Consider the following 16,298-nt stretch of genomic DNA (forward strand, 5'->3'; position numbering starts at 1 on the left):
GTTGCGGATCGCTCCCCCGAGAGGTCCGCTTCATGCTGTTTCGTTCGCTCGTCGCCGCCACGGCCCTGTTCGCCGCCACATCCGCTTTTGGTCCCGCCTTCGCTCAGGAAGCGACGCCCCAGGCCGGCGACCGCCCCGACATCGCCGCCGGCGCCGCCCAGTTCATCAAGCCCACCAACGCCGAGCGGACCCAGGTCCTGGTCGGCTTCCTGACGACGCTGGGCTTCACGCCCGAGATCCAGACCTTCGAGGGCGGCAACCAATCCACCGGCCCGATGGAAGGCGCCAATGTCGTCGTCACGGTGGGCGAGGGCGACAAGGACATCGTGCTGACCGCCCACTATGATGCGGTGAAGCTGCGAGACGGGACGCTCTCGCACGGCATCGTCGACAACGTCGGCTCGGTCATGGCGATGATGGAGGCGGCCAAGACGCTGGACATGGCGCTGGAAGGCCAGCCGGTCGCCCACCGCTTCGTCTTCGTCTTCACCGACCAAGAAGAGCTGGGCCTTCTGGGCGCCAAGGCCTTCCTTGAGAAACACGGCAAGGACCGGATCGCCGCCGTCATCAACGCCGATGTCGCCGCCTATGGCCGGACGGTCATGTATGGCGAGAACAATGGGCCGCAGTCGGCTTTCGTGCTGGAGACACTGCGCGGCCTGTGCGCCGAACGCGGCTTCGACTGCATGCCCTATCCGACCTATCCGCCCAGCGACGACCGCGCCTTCTCGGCTGCGGGCGTGCCGGTGGTGTCGATGGGCACCCAGGATGCGGTCGGCGCCCACCAGATGTGGCTGGCTTTCAACGGCGGCAAGGACAACGGCCTGAAGGAGGGCTTCGTCCCGCCCGTCTTCCAGCGCATCCATACGACTGACGACAAGCTGTCGTATCTGAAGGGCGTCGACGTCGCCCGCTTCGGCCTGTTCATCGCCGACCTGGGCCTGGCCCTGGACAAGAGGCTGGTCGAAATCCAGGCCAAGGACGCCGCGGTCGCCGCTGAGACTGCGCCTGCTGCCCCGGCCACCACGCCCGGCGGCGAGTGACGACGGTCATCGAGGTTCGCGGCGTCCAGCCGACGCCGAAGGAGGGGCGGACGGCCGTCAAGGCGTGGCCCGTCGTCCGGCGCTGGGCGAACCTGCCCGTGCTGTTTCTCGGCGGCGCCATGCTGGCGACCATCGCCGTCTGCCTCGGCCTGCCCCTAGAGCGGATCGGCTGGATCGTCAGCCTGCAATTGGTCGGGCTGTATGGTTTTATCGGGTTGTCGGTCATGGCGCATTCCAGGGTCATGGCGTCGGCGCGCCGGGCGCCGATTGCGCAAAAGCCAACCGATTGGCGCATCGATGACGGCGGTCTGGCGCTGTCGGGTGTGGATTTCGAAACCCGCATCGGCTGGCGCAATCTGGTCGCGGTGGTGGAGGACAAGGATCGCCTGATCTTCGCGGCCTCGCCCAACACCAACTTCATCCTGCCCTTGCGCGTGCTGCAGACGGATCAACGGCAGGCGCTGCGTGTCTTGATCGCCGATGTGCGAGCGCGGGGCGTCCTCGGCGCCGGTGTTGACTAAGACCCTCGCGCGTCCGACAACGCCTGACCGTATTGATCCGGCTCCGTCGCGCTCGCGCCGGGGCCGTCTCGCTTTTGGAGGTCTTGGTCCCGTGTCCACTGAGCATTTGATGGGTGTCTACAATCGCGCGCCGCTGGAAGTGGAACGCGGCCGAGGCGCGCGTCTGTGGGCGACCGACGGGACCGAATATCTCGACTGCGTCGCCGGCATCTCGACCAACGGCCTGGGCCACGCCCACCCCGAACTGGTCCAGGCGGTCAAGGATCAGGCCGAGAAGCTGTGGCACGTCTCCAACATCTTCCGCATTCCGGGTCAGGAAGCCCTGGCGGACGCCCTGTGCGAATCCAGCTTCGCCGACGTGGTGTTCTTCACCAACTCGGGCACTGAAGCCGTCGAATGCGCGCTGAAGACGGCGCGCAAATACCACTCGGCCAGTGGCGCGCCTGAGCGGATCGACATCTACGGCTTCGACGGCTCGTTCCATGGTCGGACCTATGGCGCGATCAACGCCGCCGCCAACCCCAGCTATACGGAGGGCTTCGGCCCGCCGATGCAGGGCTTCCACCAGCTGAAGTGGGGCGACCACGAGGCGATCAAGGCCGCCATCGCTAACCCCACGACCGCCGCCATCATCGTCGAGCCCGTGCAGGGCGAGGGCGGCTGCCGCGCCATGCCCGAACAGTGCCTGCGGGGGCTACGTGAGCTGTGCGACGAACACGGCGTCCTGATTATCTTCGACGAGGTCCAGTGCGGCATGGGCCGGACCGGCAAGCTGTGGGCCCATGAATGGGCGGGCATGGCGCCGGACATCATGGCGGTGGCCAAGGCCCTGGGCGGGGGCTTCCCCATCGGCGCCTGTCTGGCTTCGGCCAAGGCGGCCAAGGGCATGACGGTCGGCGTTCACGGCTCGACCTTCGGCGGCAACCCCCTGGCCATGGCCGTCGGTCAAAAGGCGCTAAGCCTGATCAACAGCCCCGAGACGCTGAACAACGTCAACGAGGTCGCCGGCTATCTGAAGCAGCAGTTCGCCGGCCTTCAGGAACGCTTCCCCGATGTGATCGCCGACGTCCGCGGCAAAGGCCTTCTGATCGGCATCAAGATGGTGCCGAACAATCGCGAGTTCATGGCCCTGGCGCGCGACACGCAGCAGTTGCTGATCGCCGGCGGCGGCGACAACTGCGTGCGCCTGCTGCCGCCGTTGAACCTGACGCTGGACGAGGCCCGCGAAGCCGTGGCCCGTTTCGAAGCGGCCTGCGAGGTCGCCCGCGAAAAGCTGGCGGCCTGATGGTCCGGCACTTCCTCGACATCCACCGGCTGGACGCAGCGGATCTGCGCGCCATCCTGGACGACGCCCATGCCCGCAAAGCCGCCCGTAAGGGCTGGCCCCAGGGGCGCGCCGACGCCGATGCGCCGGGCAAGGACCGCGTTCTGGCGATGATCTTCGAGAAGAACTCGACCCGCACGCGGTTCAGCTTCGACGCGGCGATCCGCCAGCTGGGCGGCTCGTCCATCATCGCCACGGCCTCGGACATGCAGCTGGGGCGCGGCGAGCCGGTGGAGGACACCGCCCGGGTTCTGTCGCGCATGGTGGATGCGGTGATGATCCGCGCCAACGATCACGAGGATGTCGAGCGGTTCGCCCGCGTCTCGACCGTGCCGGTGGTCAACGGCCTGACCGACCGGTCGCACCCGTGCCAGATCCTGGCCGATCTGCAGACGATCGAGGAGCATCGCGGACCGATCGCCGGCAAGACGATCGCCTGGATCGGCGACGGCAACAACGTCTGCCACAGCTTCATGCACGCGGCGCCCAAGTTCGGCTTCCATCTGAACGTCGCCTGCCCGGCGGAATACCACCCGGACCTTCGCGACCTGGCCAAGGGCGGCGACGCCGTCACCCTGACCAGCGATCCGCGCGAGGCGGTCAAGGGCGCCGACGTCATCGTCACCGACACCTGGGTCTCCATGGGGGATCAGGACTATGAGGCGCGCCTGGCGGCGTTCGAACATTACGGCGTCGACGAAGCCCTGATGGATCTCGCCGATTCCGAAGCGGTCTTCCTGCATTGCCTTCCCGCCCACCGTGGCGAGGAAGTCACCGACGCCGTCATCGACGGGCCGCGCTCTCTGGTCTGGGACGAAGCCGAAAACCGCATCCACGCCCAGAAGGCCGTGCTGGCCTGGTGCTTCGGGGGATGAACGAAAAAAGGGCGGACCCGATCGGGCCCGCCTTTTCTCGTTTCTGAAGCGTCGAAGCCTACAGCTTCACGTCCGACACGCCGCCGACATCCGGGACGCTCTTGGTCAGGTTGGCCTTGAGGACTTCGTAGCCGAAGCCCAGCGCGCCCTTGTCGGACACCCAGACGCGGCCGTCGTCGGCGTCGAAGCGGATCAGGGTCAGATGGGCGTCGTCCTTGCCGTCTGGGTACCAGGCGGCGACGACGGGGTTCCAGTATTTCTCGATGCGGCTGCGGTCCTGATCGATAGCCAAACGGCCGTGGATGCAGGCTTGAACCTTGCCGTCCTTCGCTTGGTAGCAGAACATGCCGTTCTGGCCGCCGCCGGCGACGTCACGGGCGAAATCGGTGTCGTCGCGGGTGAAGAACCAGATGGTCCCCGTCTCGTCCTCGCCGAAACCGGTCATGGGCTGGTGGTGATAGCCGGGGCGATCGATGCCCAGCATGCCGGTGTTGGACTCCTTCAGGCTCTTCCAGAATTCCTTCTCGGCCTCGGCGGGGGTCAGTTTGTCGGACACGCGGTATCTCCTTGAGTGGTTCGCAAGGTTCAACCGACCGGCCGTCATCGGGTTCCCGCCTCTAGGCGCCAGGTATCCAGGGCGCACGCTCGGCGCCGAACAGCGTCGCCAGGTGAATCAGCAGCAGCATGGCGATCGCCGCGGCCCCGACCATCAGGAACCGCCACGGCATCAAGCGCGGCCCCTTGAACGGATCGGGCGGCCGGGCGCCGCGCCATCCGCAGAAAACCATGACGACGAGGGCGACGCCCAGCAGAACGAGGGTGGTGGTCAGGCTCATGCGCCGCAGGTGGCGAAAGCTGCGCCGCTTGGCAAGCGAACCCTTGCCGGGAGGTTAATCTTCATGCCGCGTTAACCGAGATGATTCACAAATCCGGCTGTCTGGCGCGATGTCCACAGGATTGGGATATCGCTGCTAGATATTGCGGTTAACCATCAGTTTACACCCTCGATATTGACGGTATAGCCTTCGTCGCATGGGCTGGGAGACGAATCAGTGAGCGCTGCAGCGCCGTGGAGCGTTAAGGGAATCGATCCCAAAGCACGCGAGGTCGCCAAGGATCTGGCGCGCCGGTCCGGCATGACGCTGGGCGAATGGCTCAACTCCATGATCATGGAGGACGAGGAGGAGGGCTACGCCACCCTGCCGCGTCGCTCCCAGGCCGCCGAATACGAACGCCGCAACCGCAGCCGCCGTTTGGACGACGCCTATGAGGTCGAAGACAGCCAGCAGCGGATCAGCGCCTCCATCGACGTGATCGCCGCGCGGCTGGAAGCCGCCGAACGTCGGTCGACCGTCGCCATTCAGGGCGTGGATCAGGCCGTCGCGGGCTTGATGCGCCGGCTGGACGGCCAGGAGGCCGAGGCCCAGGGCGCCGCCCGCCGCATAGACGATATCGCCGAGGAGCTGCGCGAAGGGCATCGCCGCCTGCGCGCCTTCGAACGCGACACCGGCCCTTCGACCCAGGAAGCCTTCGGCAAGATCGAGACTTCCCTGGGCGCCCTGACCGGGCGTCTGTACGACATCGAGGAACGCCAGCGTCTGGGCGTCAGCGATCTGCGCGAGCGGATGGAGGCGGTCGAGAAGTCCGCCGGCCCCGGCGTCGGCACGGAAATGCTGGCCCAGGTCAGCGCGCGTCTGGACGAGGCCCAGAACCGTACGACCGAAGCCCTGAAGACGTTGGAACGCTCGTTCGCCGCCCTGGACCAGCGGATGCGGACGGCCGAAAGCCGCGTCGAGCCGGAAGGCGCGCGCGACCTGGTTCGTTTCGAGAAACTGGCCGAAAGCCTGTCGCGTCAGATCGACAACAATCGCGCCGAGATGATGCAACGCCTGGACGCCGCGGAAACCGGCGCGCGCATCGACCGCATCGAACGCGCCGTCCAGGCTGTCGGCGATCAGTTGAAGGCGTCCGAAGAGAAGGGCGCCGTCGGTCTTGAGGCCATGGGCCGCGAGGTCCTGCGCATCGCCCGCAACCTCAATGCGCGGGTCAAGAAGGTCGAGACGGACAACGACGGTCGCACCGACACCGTCGCCCGCGCCGCCGCCGACGTCGTCAGCCAGACCATCGAAACCGAAGTCGCCCGCCGCGCCGCGCGTCTGGACCAGGAGTTTGCCCGCCACATCGACCGCGTCGACCAACGCCTGACCGCCAGCGACGATCGCCACGCCATCGCCCTGGAGAAGTTGGGCGGCGAGATCACCCGCATCTCTGACCAGCTGAGCGATCGCATCGCCCAGTCCGAGCGCCGCTCGCAGCAGGCGCTGGAAGACATCGGCCGACGCCTGTCGGAAAGCTCGGACAAGATCGAGCAACGCTACGACCGCGCCTCCGGCGAGCTGGCCGAGCGGATGCGTCTGAGCGAGGAACGCACCGCCCGTCTGCTGGCCGAGGCCCGCGAAAGCATCGACGCCCGCGCGCCGACGCCGATCCGTGACAAGCCGCTGGACAATGAGCCGGCGTGGACCCCGGCGCGACAGGTGCTGGAACGCGCCGCCTCGGCGACCATACAGGCGCCGATCCAGTCCGCATCCATCGAAGGCGACTGGCGCGCCGCCGCCTTCCCCGATGAAACCTTCACCGACCAGGACGCCTGGTCCAGCGATCCGGTGACGCCCGAAGTCGCGACCGCCGCGCCCTTCCCCTCTTCGCCCGTCGCCCAGACCGAGGCCGAGCCCGTCGAGGCGCTGGCTGACGACATGCCGATGCGCCAGGTCGATCCCGACGGCGTAGAGCCCATCATCCAGCCCTTCAGCGGTTTCGGCGGCGCAGACGTCGAGGACGCGCTGGAAGCGACGTCGCCGGGCTTCTCGGCCGCACCGACCGAAAAGCGTGACGCCGCTGTCCTGGACGCGGACGACGACGATTTCGGCGGCGAGACCGAGTTCGTGGATCCGCGCCGGCTGCGCTCCAGCATGGAAGCCGCCGCCGCCGCGGGCCGCGCCGCCTCGACCCGCAGCACCATCGACGCCGCCCGTGCTGCGATCACCGCGCCGGCCGAGCCGGAACCCGCGCCTCGGTCGGGCTTCGGCCTGAAGCGCGGCGGCAAGTCCAAGCTGCAGGAACGGCTGGACCGGCAGGCGTCCAAGGACGGATCGACGGTCAAGAAGACCTTTCTGGCTTCGGTCACTGCGGTCGCCCTGACCGGGGGCGTCTATGGCTATCTGTCCCTGACCGACGGCGGCGCCCCGGACTTCGAAATGCCCAGCTTCGGCGGCTCGACGACGAACGGCGCCGTGCCTCTGGCCGCGTCGGCAGTGACGCCGACCGGCCCGAAGGCGACCTTCGACATCGGCGGCCCTGGCGCGGCGGACTATGAGGCGGCGATCGGCAAGTTGGAGGCCGGCGACAACTCTGGCCTGGACGGCATGAAGCGCGCCGCCAACCTGGGTTACGCCCCCGCCCAAACCTACCTGGGTCAGCTGTATCTGGACGGCGCCAATGGCGTGCCCGCCGACCCGGCCCAAAGCCGTCAGTGGGGCCGTCGCGCGGCCGAGGGCGGCGATCCGCGCGGGATGCATCTGTATGGAATGCAGCTCTATGAAGGCGACGGCGGCGCGACCAATCAGGCCGAGGCCCTGACCTGGCTGCTGAACGCGGCCGAGCGCGGCCTGCCGGACAGCCAGTACAACGTCGCGCGCATCTATGAGACGGGCGCCGACGGCGTGGCCAAGAATCCGACCGAAGCGCTGAAGTGGTACATGATCGCCGCGCGTGGCGGCGATGCGGAGGCCCAGGCCGCCGTGACGCGCCTGCGCCCGACGGCCAGCGCCACGGCCCAGCGCGCGGCCCGCACCGCCGCCGACGCCTTCGTGGCCCAGTCGCAGACCCAGACTCAAGCGACAGGCTAGATTCCCAGGCGCCGGGCGGCTATCGGTCGCCCGGTCGTCCCCGACCTCGCCCGCCTGACGGCGATTCTTGTGTCCGCTCCAGCCGAAGGCGCGTCCTTTGGACATCTATCTGCCGATCGCCGAGGTTTCGGTGAACTGGCCGACCCTGGTGATCCTGGGGGCGGTGGTCGGATTCGTGTCCGGCCTGTTCGGCATCGGCGGCGGCTTCCTGATGGCGCCGATCCTGGTCTTCCTGGGCATCCCCCCGACCGTCGCCGTCGCCAGCCAGGCCAGCCATGTCGTGGCCTCCTCGACCTCGGGCGTCATCCGCTATGCCGGGGCGGGTTCGGTCGATTTCAAGATGGGGTCGGTGATGGCGGCCGGCGGCGCGGCCGGCGCCCTGGCGGGGGTCGAGCTGTTTCGCTACCTGCGCCTGCTGGGCCAGGCCGATCTGGTCGTGGCTCTGTCCTATCTCGTCTTCCTGGGCGCGATCGGCATTCTGATGCTGAACGAGAGCCTGACCGAAATCCTGCGCCGCCGCCGGGGGCTGCCCGCGCCGCACAAACAGCGTCGGCGGCCGATGTGGCTGTATGGCCTGCCGCTGAAGATGAAGTTTCCGAAGTCGGGCCTCTATATCAGCGCCCTGCCGCCGTTCGGACTGGGCGTCTTCGCAGGCGTCCTGTCGGCCATCATGGGGGTGGGCGGCGGCTTCATCCTGGTCCCGGCCATGCTCTATATCCTGCGCATGCGCGCGGGCGCGGTGGTGGGCACCAGCCTGTTCCAGATCATCATCACCACCGCCATCACCACCATTCTTCAGGCCGGGCGTAACCAGACGGTCGACATCGTTCTGTCCACCATCCTGCTGCTCGGCGGTGTCGTCGGCGCCCAGATCGGCGCGCGCTTCGCCGGGCGGTTCCGCGCAGAGGAGTTGCGCGCAGCGCTGGGTCTGATCGTGCTGCTGGTCGGGATCCAGATGGGGCTGGATCTGTTCGTGCGGCCCAACGACATCTTCATGATCGCGCCGGGGATCGCCGACTGATGCAGGCGCTTCCCCCCCCTCCGCCCGCCGTTGCGGCCCCGCCGCTCGATCGGTCCGAAGCGACGACCGGCGACCTGCGTGTCGCCGCCGCCCTGACCGACGCCCAGGTCCGGGTCGACAGCAGTTTTCGGGGTGCGTCCATTGTCCTCTACGGCGCCGTATTCAATCCGACGCCTGAACCGGCGGACGTCGTGGTCGTTGTGCGGGGGCCGGACGCGCCGATCCGCCTGGTCAAGAAGACGCGCACTTCGGGTGTCTGGCTGAACAGCCGGCCGGTGCTGTTCGAGGGCGCGCCCGGCTTCTACATGACCGCCTCGACCCGACCGCTCAGCGACATCGCCGACTTCGGCCAACTGCGCCGCCTGGGCGTCGGCGTCGATCACCTTCGCATTGATGCGCCCGAGGAAAGCCGCACCGTCACCCGCTACGGCGTGCGCGACGTGGTCGTCAGCCGTCTGGGCGACGACTATCTGGACTGGCGCCGCGCCGTGATCCGGCTGAAGGAGGCCGCCGCCCTCTACGACACCGATTCCCAAGGGGTCGAGTTCGTTGACCGGGGCCTGTTCCGCGCCGAGGTCAAACTGCCCACCGTCGCCCCGACCGGCAAATACTACGCCGAGGTCTGGCTGTTTCAGGACGGCGAGCCGCAGTCAGTGTCGAACCTGACGCTGACGGTCGAGAAAGTCGGGTTGGAGCGCGACATCTATGAGTTCGCCCACCGTCGGCCGTGGCTGTACGGCGTGCTGTGTGTCCTGCTGGCCGCCCTGACCGGCTACGGCGCTTCGCGCATTTTCAGCCGGCGGAGCTGAAGTCCAGTTCGGCGCGAAGGGCCTCGGCCGTCAATCCGCCGGCCCTCAGCTCGGCCAGGGTGATCGAGCGATCGCGCTTGGCGTAGCGCCGCCCGTCCGGCCCTGTCAGCAAGGCATGATGGCGATAGGTCGGCGCCGGCCAGCCCATCAGGGTTTGGATCAGCCGCTGCATATGGGTCGCCTCGAACAGGTCCTGACCCCGGATCACATGGGTGATCCCCTGCAGGGCGTCGTCATGGGTCACGGCCAGATGATAGGCGACGCCCGTATCCTTGCGCGCCAGAACGACATCGCCCGCCGCCTCGGGATCGACGGCGATGACGCCGGTTTCGCCGTTCGGACCCTCGCCCTCCTCGACGAAACTCAGGCCGTTCCAGGCCGCCTCGCCCAAGGTCTCCCGCGCCCGATCCAGCGACAGCCGCCAGGCGAATGGCGCGCCCGAGGCCAGCAGACGCGCCTCCTCGTCCGCTGAATGCGGGCCGGGCCTCGCCGCCTCCATCGCCCCGTGTGGCGCGCCGCCGATGGCGTTCAGGATCTCCTTGCGCGTGCGGAAACACCGATAGAGCAGGCCTCGCGCCCGCAGGTTTTCGATCACGGCGGCGTAGTCGCCCAGATGATCGGACTGGCGCCGGACCGGCGTCTCCCAATCCAGCCCCAGCCAGGCCAGATCCTCCAGAAGCCCCGCCTCATATTCCGGCCGGCATCGTGTCGGATCGATATCCTCGATGCGCAGCACGAACCGCCCGCCCGCCGCCTTCGCCGCCGTCCAGGCGGTCAGGGCCGAAAAAGCGTGGCCCTTGTGCAGGCGGCCGGTCGGCGAGGGGGCGAAGCGGGTGGCGAACATCAAGAATGTCTTTAGCGGTTTACGGCCCTCAACGGCGCCCCCGCTCTTTCCGACAAGCGCGACGGGCCGTAAGCATGGCGAATGCCGTTCGCACCCACGCCTGATGACATCGCCGCCGCGCGTCGCGCGCTGGTCGCCGCCGATCCGGCGCTCGTGCGCGTGGATGCGCAGACGCCGCCGCTGGAATGGCGGTTGAGAGTGGGCGGATTCGAAGGCTTGTTCCGCATGATCGTGGAGCAGCAGGTGTCGGTCGCCTCGGCCGCTTCGGTCTGGGCGCGGCTGCGCGAAGGCATGGGCGGTATCACGCCCGAGCTGTTGCTGGCGCACGATCTGGATCAACTGCGCGGCATGGGCCTGTCGCGACAGAAGGCGACCTATGGTCAGGGCATCGCGCGGGCGCAGATTGCGGGCGAGATCGATCTGGAGCATCTGGCAAACCTCGATGATGACGCGGCGATCGCCTCCCTGACGGCGCTGAAGGGCGTGGGTCTGTGGACGGCCGAGGCCTATCTGATGATGTGCGAGGGGCGGCTTGATGTCTTCCCCGGCGGCGACGTGGCCTTGCAGGAGGCGATCCGCTGGGCGGACGGCGCAGAGGTTCGGCCTGATCAGAAGGGCGCCTATGCCCGCGCTGAGGTCTGGCGGCCCTATCGTGCGGTCGCCACGCACCTGCTGTGGGCCTGGTATACGGGCGTGAAACGTGGCGAGATCGCGCTGGATGCGCCGGCGTGACCCCGCTCGATCCGGCCCTGACCGAACCGCTGCGCAATCCGCAGACCGTGCTGACCGCGCTGGATTTCGCCGGCGTGGCGGTCTTCGCCGCCACCGGCGCCCTGGCCGCAGCGCGCGAGAAGCACGACGTGGTCACCTTCGCCTTCTTCGGCGCCATCACCGGTGTAGGCGGCGGGACGCTGCGTGACCTGTTGCTCGGCCTGCCGGTCTTCTGGGTGCAGGACTGGCGCTATCTGGCGGTCTGCCTGTTCGCCTCGACGGCCCTGTGGATGGTGGGGCAGCGCGACTGGCGGTTTCGCGCCCTGCTGTGGCTGGATGCCGTGGGTCTTGCGGCCTATGGCGTGATGGGGGCGGCCAAGGCCGAAGCGGCCGGGGCGCCGGCCCTGATCTGCATCGTCATGGGCACGCTGACGGCCTGTTTCGGCGGGGTCGTGCGCGACACCCTGGCGGGCCAGCCGTCGATCCTGCTGCGGCGAGAGATCAACGTCACGGCCGCGATCCTGGCGGCAACGGTCTATATGGTGCTGCGGGGTCCAGGCGTCGGCGTCTGGCCCGCCGCCATCGTCGCGGCGCTGTCCGGCTTCCTGCTGCGTGCGGCCGCCCTGCGCTGGGGCTGGACCCTGCCGGGGTTTCCGGTTCACGCCCGCGGGGTCTGAGACAAGACGTCACGAAAACGCTGCACACTGGTCATGGCGATGAGCGGGAATCAGGGGTAGGCTGATCTCACAAGACTAGGGAAGGAGACGTGTCCTCACCTCTGTCGCCTCAAAATCCCCCCGTCTGAGCGGGAGGGCCTGATGCAGGTTCTCCATCGACCGCCCTCCGGTTTTCCCGCGTTGGTGCTGAACGCCGACTTCCGTCCGCTGTCCTATTACCCGCTGTCGCTGTGGCCGTGGGAGGAGGCGGTCAAGGCGGTCTATCAGGACCGCGTGGACGTGGTGTCCCTGTATGACAAGGTCGTCCGCTCGCCGTCGATGGAGATGCAGCTTCCCAGCGTGATCGCGCTGCGCAGCTATGTGGATCAGGACCGCAGCCCCGCCTTCACCCGCTTCAACGTTTTTCTGCGCGACGGTTTCGCCTGCCAATACTGCGGTCAGTCGGCTGAACTGACGTTCGACCATGTCATCCCCCGCTCACAGGGCGGACGCACGACCTGGGACAATATCGTCGCGGCCTGCAGCCCCTGCAATCTGGCCAAGGGCGGGCGAACGCCGCGCCAGGCCATGATGCCGATCCGCCGCGAACCCTATCGCCCCAACGCCTGGCAGCTTCAGGACGCCGGCCGACGCTTCCCGCCACACTATCTGCATCAGAGCTGGCTGGACTATCTTTATTGGGACATCGAGTTGGAGCCCTAGGGGCGCAGGACGGCGACGCCCGGGCGGCTGGTTTCGACGCGGCGACGGCGCAGTCGGCGATCCAGACGATCGATCTCGGCCAGGGTCATGTCCGGATGGCGGCGGAAGGCCTGGCGCAACTGTTCGATCCGGCCGGGCGCCCAGGCGGCGGCGACGCCGGCCGCGCCCGCCAGGAAATCGATGATCGAGACGCTGCGGCCGGTCAGGGCCTGAAGCAGTTCGGCGGCGAAGGCGGCGGCGATGACATAGAGGGCCAGGTCGTCGCGGCGCTGGTTCGGCGCGATCAGGAACAGGCCGCTGGCCACGCCATAGAAGGCGATCACATGGGCAGCCTTGTCGTTCAGGCCGAAGACCTGTTCCAGACCCTGGAACGGTCCCAGCATCAGGACGGCCATGCCCAGCGCCGCCAGGGCGAAGCCGAGGCGGACGGTCATGACGATGCGGCGGGGCGTGAGCATGAGGCGGGTGTCCGTGACCTTGATCCGCCGTCATCCTGCATCGCCGTCCGCCAAGATGCGGTGAAGCGACGTGCTGAACGCTTTACGAACAGACTATCGCAGGATCGCCCAATCCAGAGCGTGGACCCGGTCGCGTCCCAGGGCGGCGGCCAGGGGAGGGGCGGCGAACAGGTCGGCGATGGCGGGATCGCGCACGTTCAGCCCGCCGGTAAAGGCGCCGAAGGCCGGCAGGACGATGCGCGATCCGTCGGTGACGAAGCAAGGACGGCGCACGCCGCGTCCATAGGCGGCGATCTTGGCGGCGGGGTGCAGGTGGCCCGCGACCTCGCCACGACGATCGTCGTCGGCGCTCAGCGCCTCCGGTTCGTGGGTCAGACGCAGCGCGCCCAAAGCCATATCGCCGACGATCCGGCCGGGCAGGCGGGACGCCGTGTCGGCATCGCGAGCCAGGCTGCGATTCAGGGCCTCGCGGTCGTGATTGCCTTCCAGCCACAGCCAGTCGCGCCCCGCCGCCAGCCGGTCCAGCCGCGCCCGGTCGTCGGCCGCCATACGGGGAATGGCCTTGGTGTCATGGAAGCTGTCGCCCAGCAGCACGACCAAGGCCGGGTTCAGCTCGACGATCTCGGCTTCCAGCCTGTCCAGCGTGGCCCGGCTGTCATAGGGCGGCAAAAGTTGGCCGCGCACGGCAAAGGCAGAGCCCTTTTCCAGATGCAGGTCTGCGACGATCAGGGTGCGGTGGGCCGGAACCCACATCGCGCCGGAACAGCGCAGCACGCAGGCCTCGCCCGCGATCCGCACGCTCAGCGAACCGCAGATCTTGCGGGCCGGGGACAGGGTCTGGCGCAGGGCGGCGTTCATGCGGCGGCCCCCGACTGGCTGGGCGGCTCGGCGTCGTCCATGACCTCGGCGATCAGCAGGTCGGCGCTTTCGTCCAGGATCATTTCGGCGGCGTCTCCGCTGACCCGCTCGCGTCCGATCTGGACGAGCACAGGCACGCAGAAGGGCGAGGCGCGGTTCAAGGGTTGGTGGCGGATGCGCCCCTCGATGCGGGTCAGCATCTGGCCCAGGCGCGCGACGTCCAGCAGGCCGGAGGCCGCGTCGGCGCGGGCGGTCTTCAGCAGCAGATGGTCGGGTTGGTGGCGGCGAAGCACGTCGTAGATCAGGTCGGTGGAGAAGGTCACCTGCCGGCCGGTCTTTTCGGCGCCGGGCTGGCGGCGTTCGATCAAGCCTGAGATCAGGGCGCAATTGCGGAAGGATCGCTTCATCATGAAGCTTTCCTCCAGCCAGGCTTCCAGATCGTCGCCCAGCATGTCCGGCTGGAACAGGGCGTCCAGATCGACCGTGTCCATCGGCTTGATCGACCAGATCGCCAGCGAATAGTCGGTCACGACGAACCCCAGCGGCCCGACGCCCATCCGGTCCAGCCGCCGGGTCAGCAGCATGCACAGGGTGGTGTGGGCCAGATTGCCCTCGAACGGATAGGCCACCAGGAAATGCCGACTGCCGCGCGGGAAGGTTTCGACCAGCATGGATTCGGCGTCGGGAATGACCGAGCGGGTTTCCTGCAACTCCAGCCATTCCTGCACGTCGGGCGGCAGGACGCGCCAGTGATCGCGGTCGTGGATCATGGTGCGCACCCGGTCGGCCAGCGAAGTCGACAGCGGGAACTTCGATCCGCCCCACGACGGAATCTTGGGGTCGCTGTCATTGGCGTGGGTGACCAGGGCGTCGGTGCCGGTGATGCCCTGGAACGCCCAGGTCTGGCCGGCGAATTGGAAGGTGTCGCCGGGCGTCAGCTGTTCGAAATACCACTCCTCGGCCTCGCCGACTTTGCGGCCGCCGATCAGCTGGCGCGAGGCGCCGCCGCGACGGCTGGCGACGCGGACGTTCAGCGTGCCCGCCGAGACGATGGCGCCGACGTTCATGCGGTGCCGCTGGGCGATATGCTGGTTGCGGACCTTCCAGCGGCCATTCGGCGTGCGCACGATCCGGGCGAACCGGTCGTAGGTGCGCAGCGCATAGCCGCCGGTGGCGACGAAATCGACCACCTCCTCGAACTGCTCCCAGGTCACGGCGCGATAGGGGCCGCAGCCGGTGATCTCGTCATACAGGACCTGCATGTCGAACGGCTCGGAACAGGCGACGCCCATGACGTGCTGGGCCAAGGTGTCGAGCGTGCCGATATGGACCGGCTCCCAGTCGAAGGCGTTGTCCGCGACGGCCTCGCGCGCCGCTTGGCACTCCAGCATCTCGAACCGGCTGGCGGGCACCAGAAGCGCGCGCGACGGCTCGTCCAGCCGGTGGTTGGCGCGGCCGATCCGCTGGACCAGACGGCTGGATCCTTTAGGAGCGGCCATCTGGATCACCAGATCGACGTCGCCCCAATCGATGCCCAGATCCAGCGTCGAGGTGCAGACCACGGCCCTGAGGTCGCCGCGCGCCATGGCCGCCTCGATCTTGCGCCGCTGCTCGGCCGCCAGCGAGCCGTGGTGCAGGCCGATGGGCAGGTTCTCGTCGTTTATGGCCCACAGCTGCTGGAACACGAACTCCGACTGCCAGCGGGTGTTGACGAAGATCAGCGCCAGGGTCGAACGCTGGATGGCGGCATAGACCTCCGGAATGGCGTGCTGGCCGGTGTGGCCGGCCCAAGGGACCTTGCCCTCTGAAATCAGCACGTCGATGACCGCCGGCGCGCCGGGATCGCCGCGGACGAGGGTCACATCGGCGACGCCGGGCGAGGGACTGAGCCATCCCCGGATCAGATCGGGATCTTCGATGGTCGCGCTAAGCCCCACCCGGCGCATATCGGGTGCGAAACTTTGCAATCGCCCCAGACCCAGAGACAGCAGGTCCCCGCGCTTGCCGCTCCAGATCGCGTGCACCTCGTCCAGCACCACGCATCTCAGGTCGGCGAAATAGGACCGGGCGCCTTCCCAGGCGCAGAACAGGGCCAGCTGCTCGGGCGTGGTCAGCAGGATGTCGGGCGGGAAGTCGCGCTGTCGCTGGCGTTTGGACTGTTTGGTGTCGCCGGTGCGCGTCTCGACGTGGATGTTCAGCCCGATCTCGCGGATCGGAGTCATCAGGTTGCGCTCGACGTCCGTCGTCAGGGCCTTCAGCGGCGACAGATAAAGCGTATGCACCCCCGACCCTGGTCCCGTCGCCGGCTTCGGTCCGCGCTCGGCCAGGTCGATCAGGCTGGGCAGAAACCCCGCCAGCGTCTTGCCCCCGCCGGTCGGCGCGACCAGCAGGGCGTGGCTGCCGGCCTCTCCCGCCGCGACCATCTCCAGCTGATGCCGCCGGGGCGCCCAGCCGCGCGACGCGAACCAGTCGGCGAACAGGGGCGGAAGCGTTGCGGGAGCGGCGGCGGTCGTCACGGTCGGGATATAGCATGTTCCCGTTCCGTTT

The 16,298-nt window shown here is 68.1% G+C and carries 16 protein-coding genes; 10 read left to right on the plus strand and 6 right to left on the minus strand.

Features of this window, described 5'->3' with window-relative positions; all coding sequences use genetic code 11:
* Positions 1-32: 32 nt before the first annotated feature.
* The 4 genes from KAK88_RS03345 to argF all read left to right on the plus strand — a co-directional run bounded on the left by KAK88_RS03345 (position 33) and on the right by argF (position 3,763).
* Positions 33-1,043 carry a M28 family metallopeptidase gene (locus KAK88_RS03345; protein ID WP_242077864.1) on the plus strand — a complete coding sequence of 337 codons (1,011 nt, stop codon included), beginning with the start codon at positions 33-35 and terminating at the stop codon, positions 1,041-1,043.
* Entirely contained in the window at positions 1,040-1,564 is a 525-nt protein-coding gene (locus KAK88_RS03350; protein ID WP_242077865.1) for a YcxB family protein, read from the plus strand. Before KAK88_RS03345 ends, KAK88_RS03350 begins: the two co-directional genes overlap by 4 nt.
* 109 nt (positions 1,565-1,673) lie before the next feature.
* The gene (locus KAK88_RS03355) at positions 1,674-2,849 is read left to right on the plus strand and encodes an aspartate aminotransferase family protein (protein ID WP_242078552.1); all 1,176 of its coding nucleotides are present in this window, start codon (positions 1,674-1,676) and stop codon (positions 2,847-2,849) included.
* Complete coding sequence (gene argF / locus KAK88_RS03360; protein WP_242077866.1) at positions 2,849-3,763, plus strand: ornithine carbamoyltransferase; 915 nt, start codon at positions 2,849-2,851, stop codon at positions 3,761-3,763. Before KAK88_RS03355 ends, argF begins: the two co-directional genes overlap by 1 nt.
* Before the next feature lie 58 nt (positions 3,764-3,821).
* Here argF and KAK88_RS03365 read toward each other — a convergent pair whose 3' ends face one another.
* On the minus strand, positions 3,822-4,319 hold the full coding sequence (locus KAK88_RS03365; protein WP_017506610.1) for a pyridoxamine 5'-phosphate oxidase family protein: 498 nt from the start codon (positions 4,317-4,319) through the stop codon (positions 3,822-3,824).
* A 61-nt stretch (positions 4,320-4,380) separates the two neighbouring features.
* A complete protein-coding gene (locus KAK88_RS03370) occupies positions 4,381-4,599 on the minus strand; it encodes a hypothetical protein (protein ID WP_242077867.1) in 219 nt (72 codons plus the stop codon).
* Between the two features lie 216 nt (positions 4,600-4,815).
* Here KAK88_RS03370 and KAK88_RS03375 point away from each other — a divergent pair, with 216 nt between their 5' ends.
* The 3 genes from KAK88_RS03375 (at position 4,816) to KAK88_RS03385 (ending at position 9,501) form a co-directional block, all read left to right on the plus strand.
* Positions 4,816-7,671: an SEL1-like repeat protein gene (locus tag KAK88_RS03375; RefSeq protein ID WP_242077868.1), complete on the plus strand. Its 2,856-nt coding sequence runs from the start codon at positions 4,816-4,818 to the stop codon at positions 7,669-7,671.
* 97 nt (positions 7,672-7,768) lie between these two features.
* Positions 7,769-8,692, plus strand: coding sequence for a sulfite exporter TauE/SafE family protein (locus KAK88_RS03380; RefSeq protein WP_017506607.1), 924 nt, complete (start codon positions 7,769-7,771; stop codon positions 8,690-8,692).
* Positions 8,692-9,501, plus strand: a complete 810-nt coding sequence (locus tag KAK88_RS03385; RefSeq protein WP_242077869.1) for a TIGR02186 family protein — start codon at positions 8,692-8,694, stop codon at positions 9,499-9,501. Before KAK88_RS03380 ends, KAK88_RS03385 begins: the two co-directional genes overlap by 1 nt.
* Here the strand turns inward: KAK88_RS03385 and gluQRS are convergent.
* Positions 9,485-10,348: a tRNA glutamyl-Q(34) synthetase GluQRS gene (gene gluQRS / locus KAK88_RS03390; protein WP_242077870.1), complete on the minus strand. Its 864-nt coding sequence runs from the start codon at positions 10,346-10,348 to the stop codon at positions 9,485-9,487. The two genes, KAK88_RS03385 and gluQRS, sit on opposite strands and share 17 nt — an antisense overlap.
* Positions 10,349-10,426: 78 nt before the next feature.
* Between gluQRS and KAK88_RS03395 the strand changes: the two genes are divergently transcribed.
* The 3 genes from KAK88_RS03395 to KAK88_RS03405 all read left to right on the plus strand — a co-directional run bounded on the left by KAK88_RS03395 (position 10,427) and on the right by KAK88_RS03405 (position 12,435).
* A complete protein-coding gene (locus KAK88_RS03395) occupies positions 10,427-11,077 on the plus strand; it encodes a DNA-3-methyladenine glycosylase family protein (RefSeq protein WP_242077871.1) in 651 nt (216 codons plus the stop codon).
* Entirely contained in the window at positions 11,074-11,733 is a 660-nt protein-coding gene (locus KAK88_RS03400) for a trimeric intracellular cation channel family protein (RefSeq protein ID WP_431307203.1), read from the plus strand. Before KAK88_RS03395 ends, KAK88_RS03400 begins: the two co-directional genes overlap by 4 nt.
* Positions 11,734-11,874: 141 nt before the next feature.
* Positions 11,875-12,435, plus strand: a complete 561-nt coding sequence (locus KAK88_RS03405) for an HNH endonuclease (protein ID WP_026108602.1) — start codon at positions 11,875-11,877, stop codon at positions 12,433-12,435.
* Here the strand turns inward: KAK88_RS03405 and KAK88_RS03410 are convergent.
* The 3 genes from KAK88_RS03410 to KAK88_RS03420 form a co-directional block, all read right to left on the minus strand.
* Complete coding sequence (locus tag KAK88_RS03410) at positions 12,432-12,893, minus strand: hypothetical protein (RefSeq protein WP_242077872.1); 462 nt, start codon at positions 12,891-12,893, stop codon at positions 12,432-12,434. The two genes, KAK88_RS03405 and KAK88_RS03410, sit on opposite strands and share 4 nt — an antisense overlap.
* 93 nt (positions 12,894-12,986) lie before the next feature.
* Positions 12,987-13,751 (minus strand): ligase-associated DNA damage response endonuclease PdeM, encoded by a 765-nt coding sequence (gene pdeM / locus KAK88_RS03415; protein WP_242077873.1) that lies wholly within the window; start codon positions 13,749-13,751, stop codon positions 12,987-12,989.
* Positions 13,748-16,174, minus strand: a complete 2,427-nt coding sequence (locus KAK88_RS03420) for a ligase-associated DNA damage response DEXH box helicase (protein ID WP_242078554.1) — start codon at positions 16,172-16,174, stop codon at positions 13,748-13,750. Before KAK88_RS03420 ends, pdeM begins: the two co-directional genes overlap by 4 nt.
* Between the last annotated feature and the right edge of the window lie 124 nt (positions 16,175-16,298).

Source organism: Brevundimonas diminuta, from assembly GCF_022654015.1.
Classification (GTDB): domain Bacteria; phylum Pseudomonadota; class Alphaproteobacteria; order Caulobacterales; family Caulobacteraceae; genus Brevundimonas; species Brevundimonas diminuta_C.

Excerpts from the sequence above, each read along its gene's own strand:
- KAK88_RS03345 (WP_242077864.1), top strand. The coding sequence starts at position 33 with ATGCTGTTTCGTTCGCTCGTCGCCGCCACGGCCCTGTTCGCCGCCACA.
- KAK88_RS03355 (WP_242078552.1), top strand. The coding sequence starts at position 1,674 with ATGGGTGTCTACAATCGCGCGCCGCTGGAAGTGGAACGCGGCCGAGGC.
- argF (WP_242077866.1), top strand. The coding sequence starts at position 2,849 with ATGGTCCGGCACTTCCTCGACATCCACCGGCTGGACGCAGCGGATCTG.
- KAK88_RS03370 (WP_242077867.1), bottom strand. The coding sequence starts at position 4,599 with ATGAGCCTGACCACCACCCTCGTTCTGCTGGGCGTCGCCCTCGTCGTC.
- KAK88_RS03385 (WP_242077869.1), top strand. The coding sequence starts at position 8,692 with ATGCAGGCGCTTCCCCCCCCTCCGCCCGCCGTTGCGGCCCCGCCGCTC.
- KAK88_RS03395 (WP_242077871.1), top strand. The coding sequence starts at position 10,427 with ATGCCGTTCGCACCCACGCCTGATGACATCGCCGCCGCGCGTCGCGCG.
- KAK88_RS03405 (WP_026108602.1), top strand. The coding sequence starts at position 11,875 with ATGCAGGTTCTCCATCGACCGCCCTCCGGTTTTCCCGCGTTGGTGCTG.
- KAK88_RS03410 (WP_242077872.1), bottom strand. The coding sequence starts at position 12,893 with ATGCTCACGCCCCGCCGCATCGTCATGACCGTCCGCCTCGGCTTCGCC.
- pdeM (WP_242077873.1), bottom strand. The coding sequence starts at position 13,751 with ATGAACGCCGCCCTGCGCCAGACCCTGTCCCCGGCCCGCAAGATCTGC.
- KAK88_RS03420 (WP_242078554.1), bottom strand. The coding sequence starts at position 16,174 with ATGGTCGCGGCGGGAGAGGCCGGCAGCCACGCCCTGCTGGTCGCGCCG.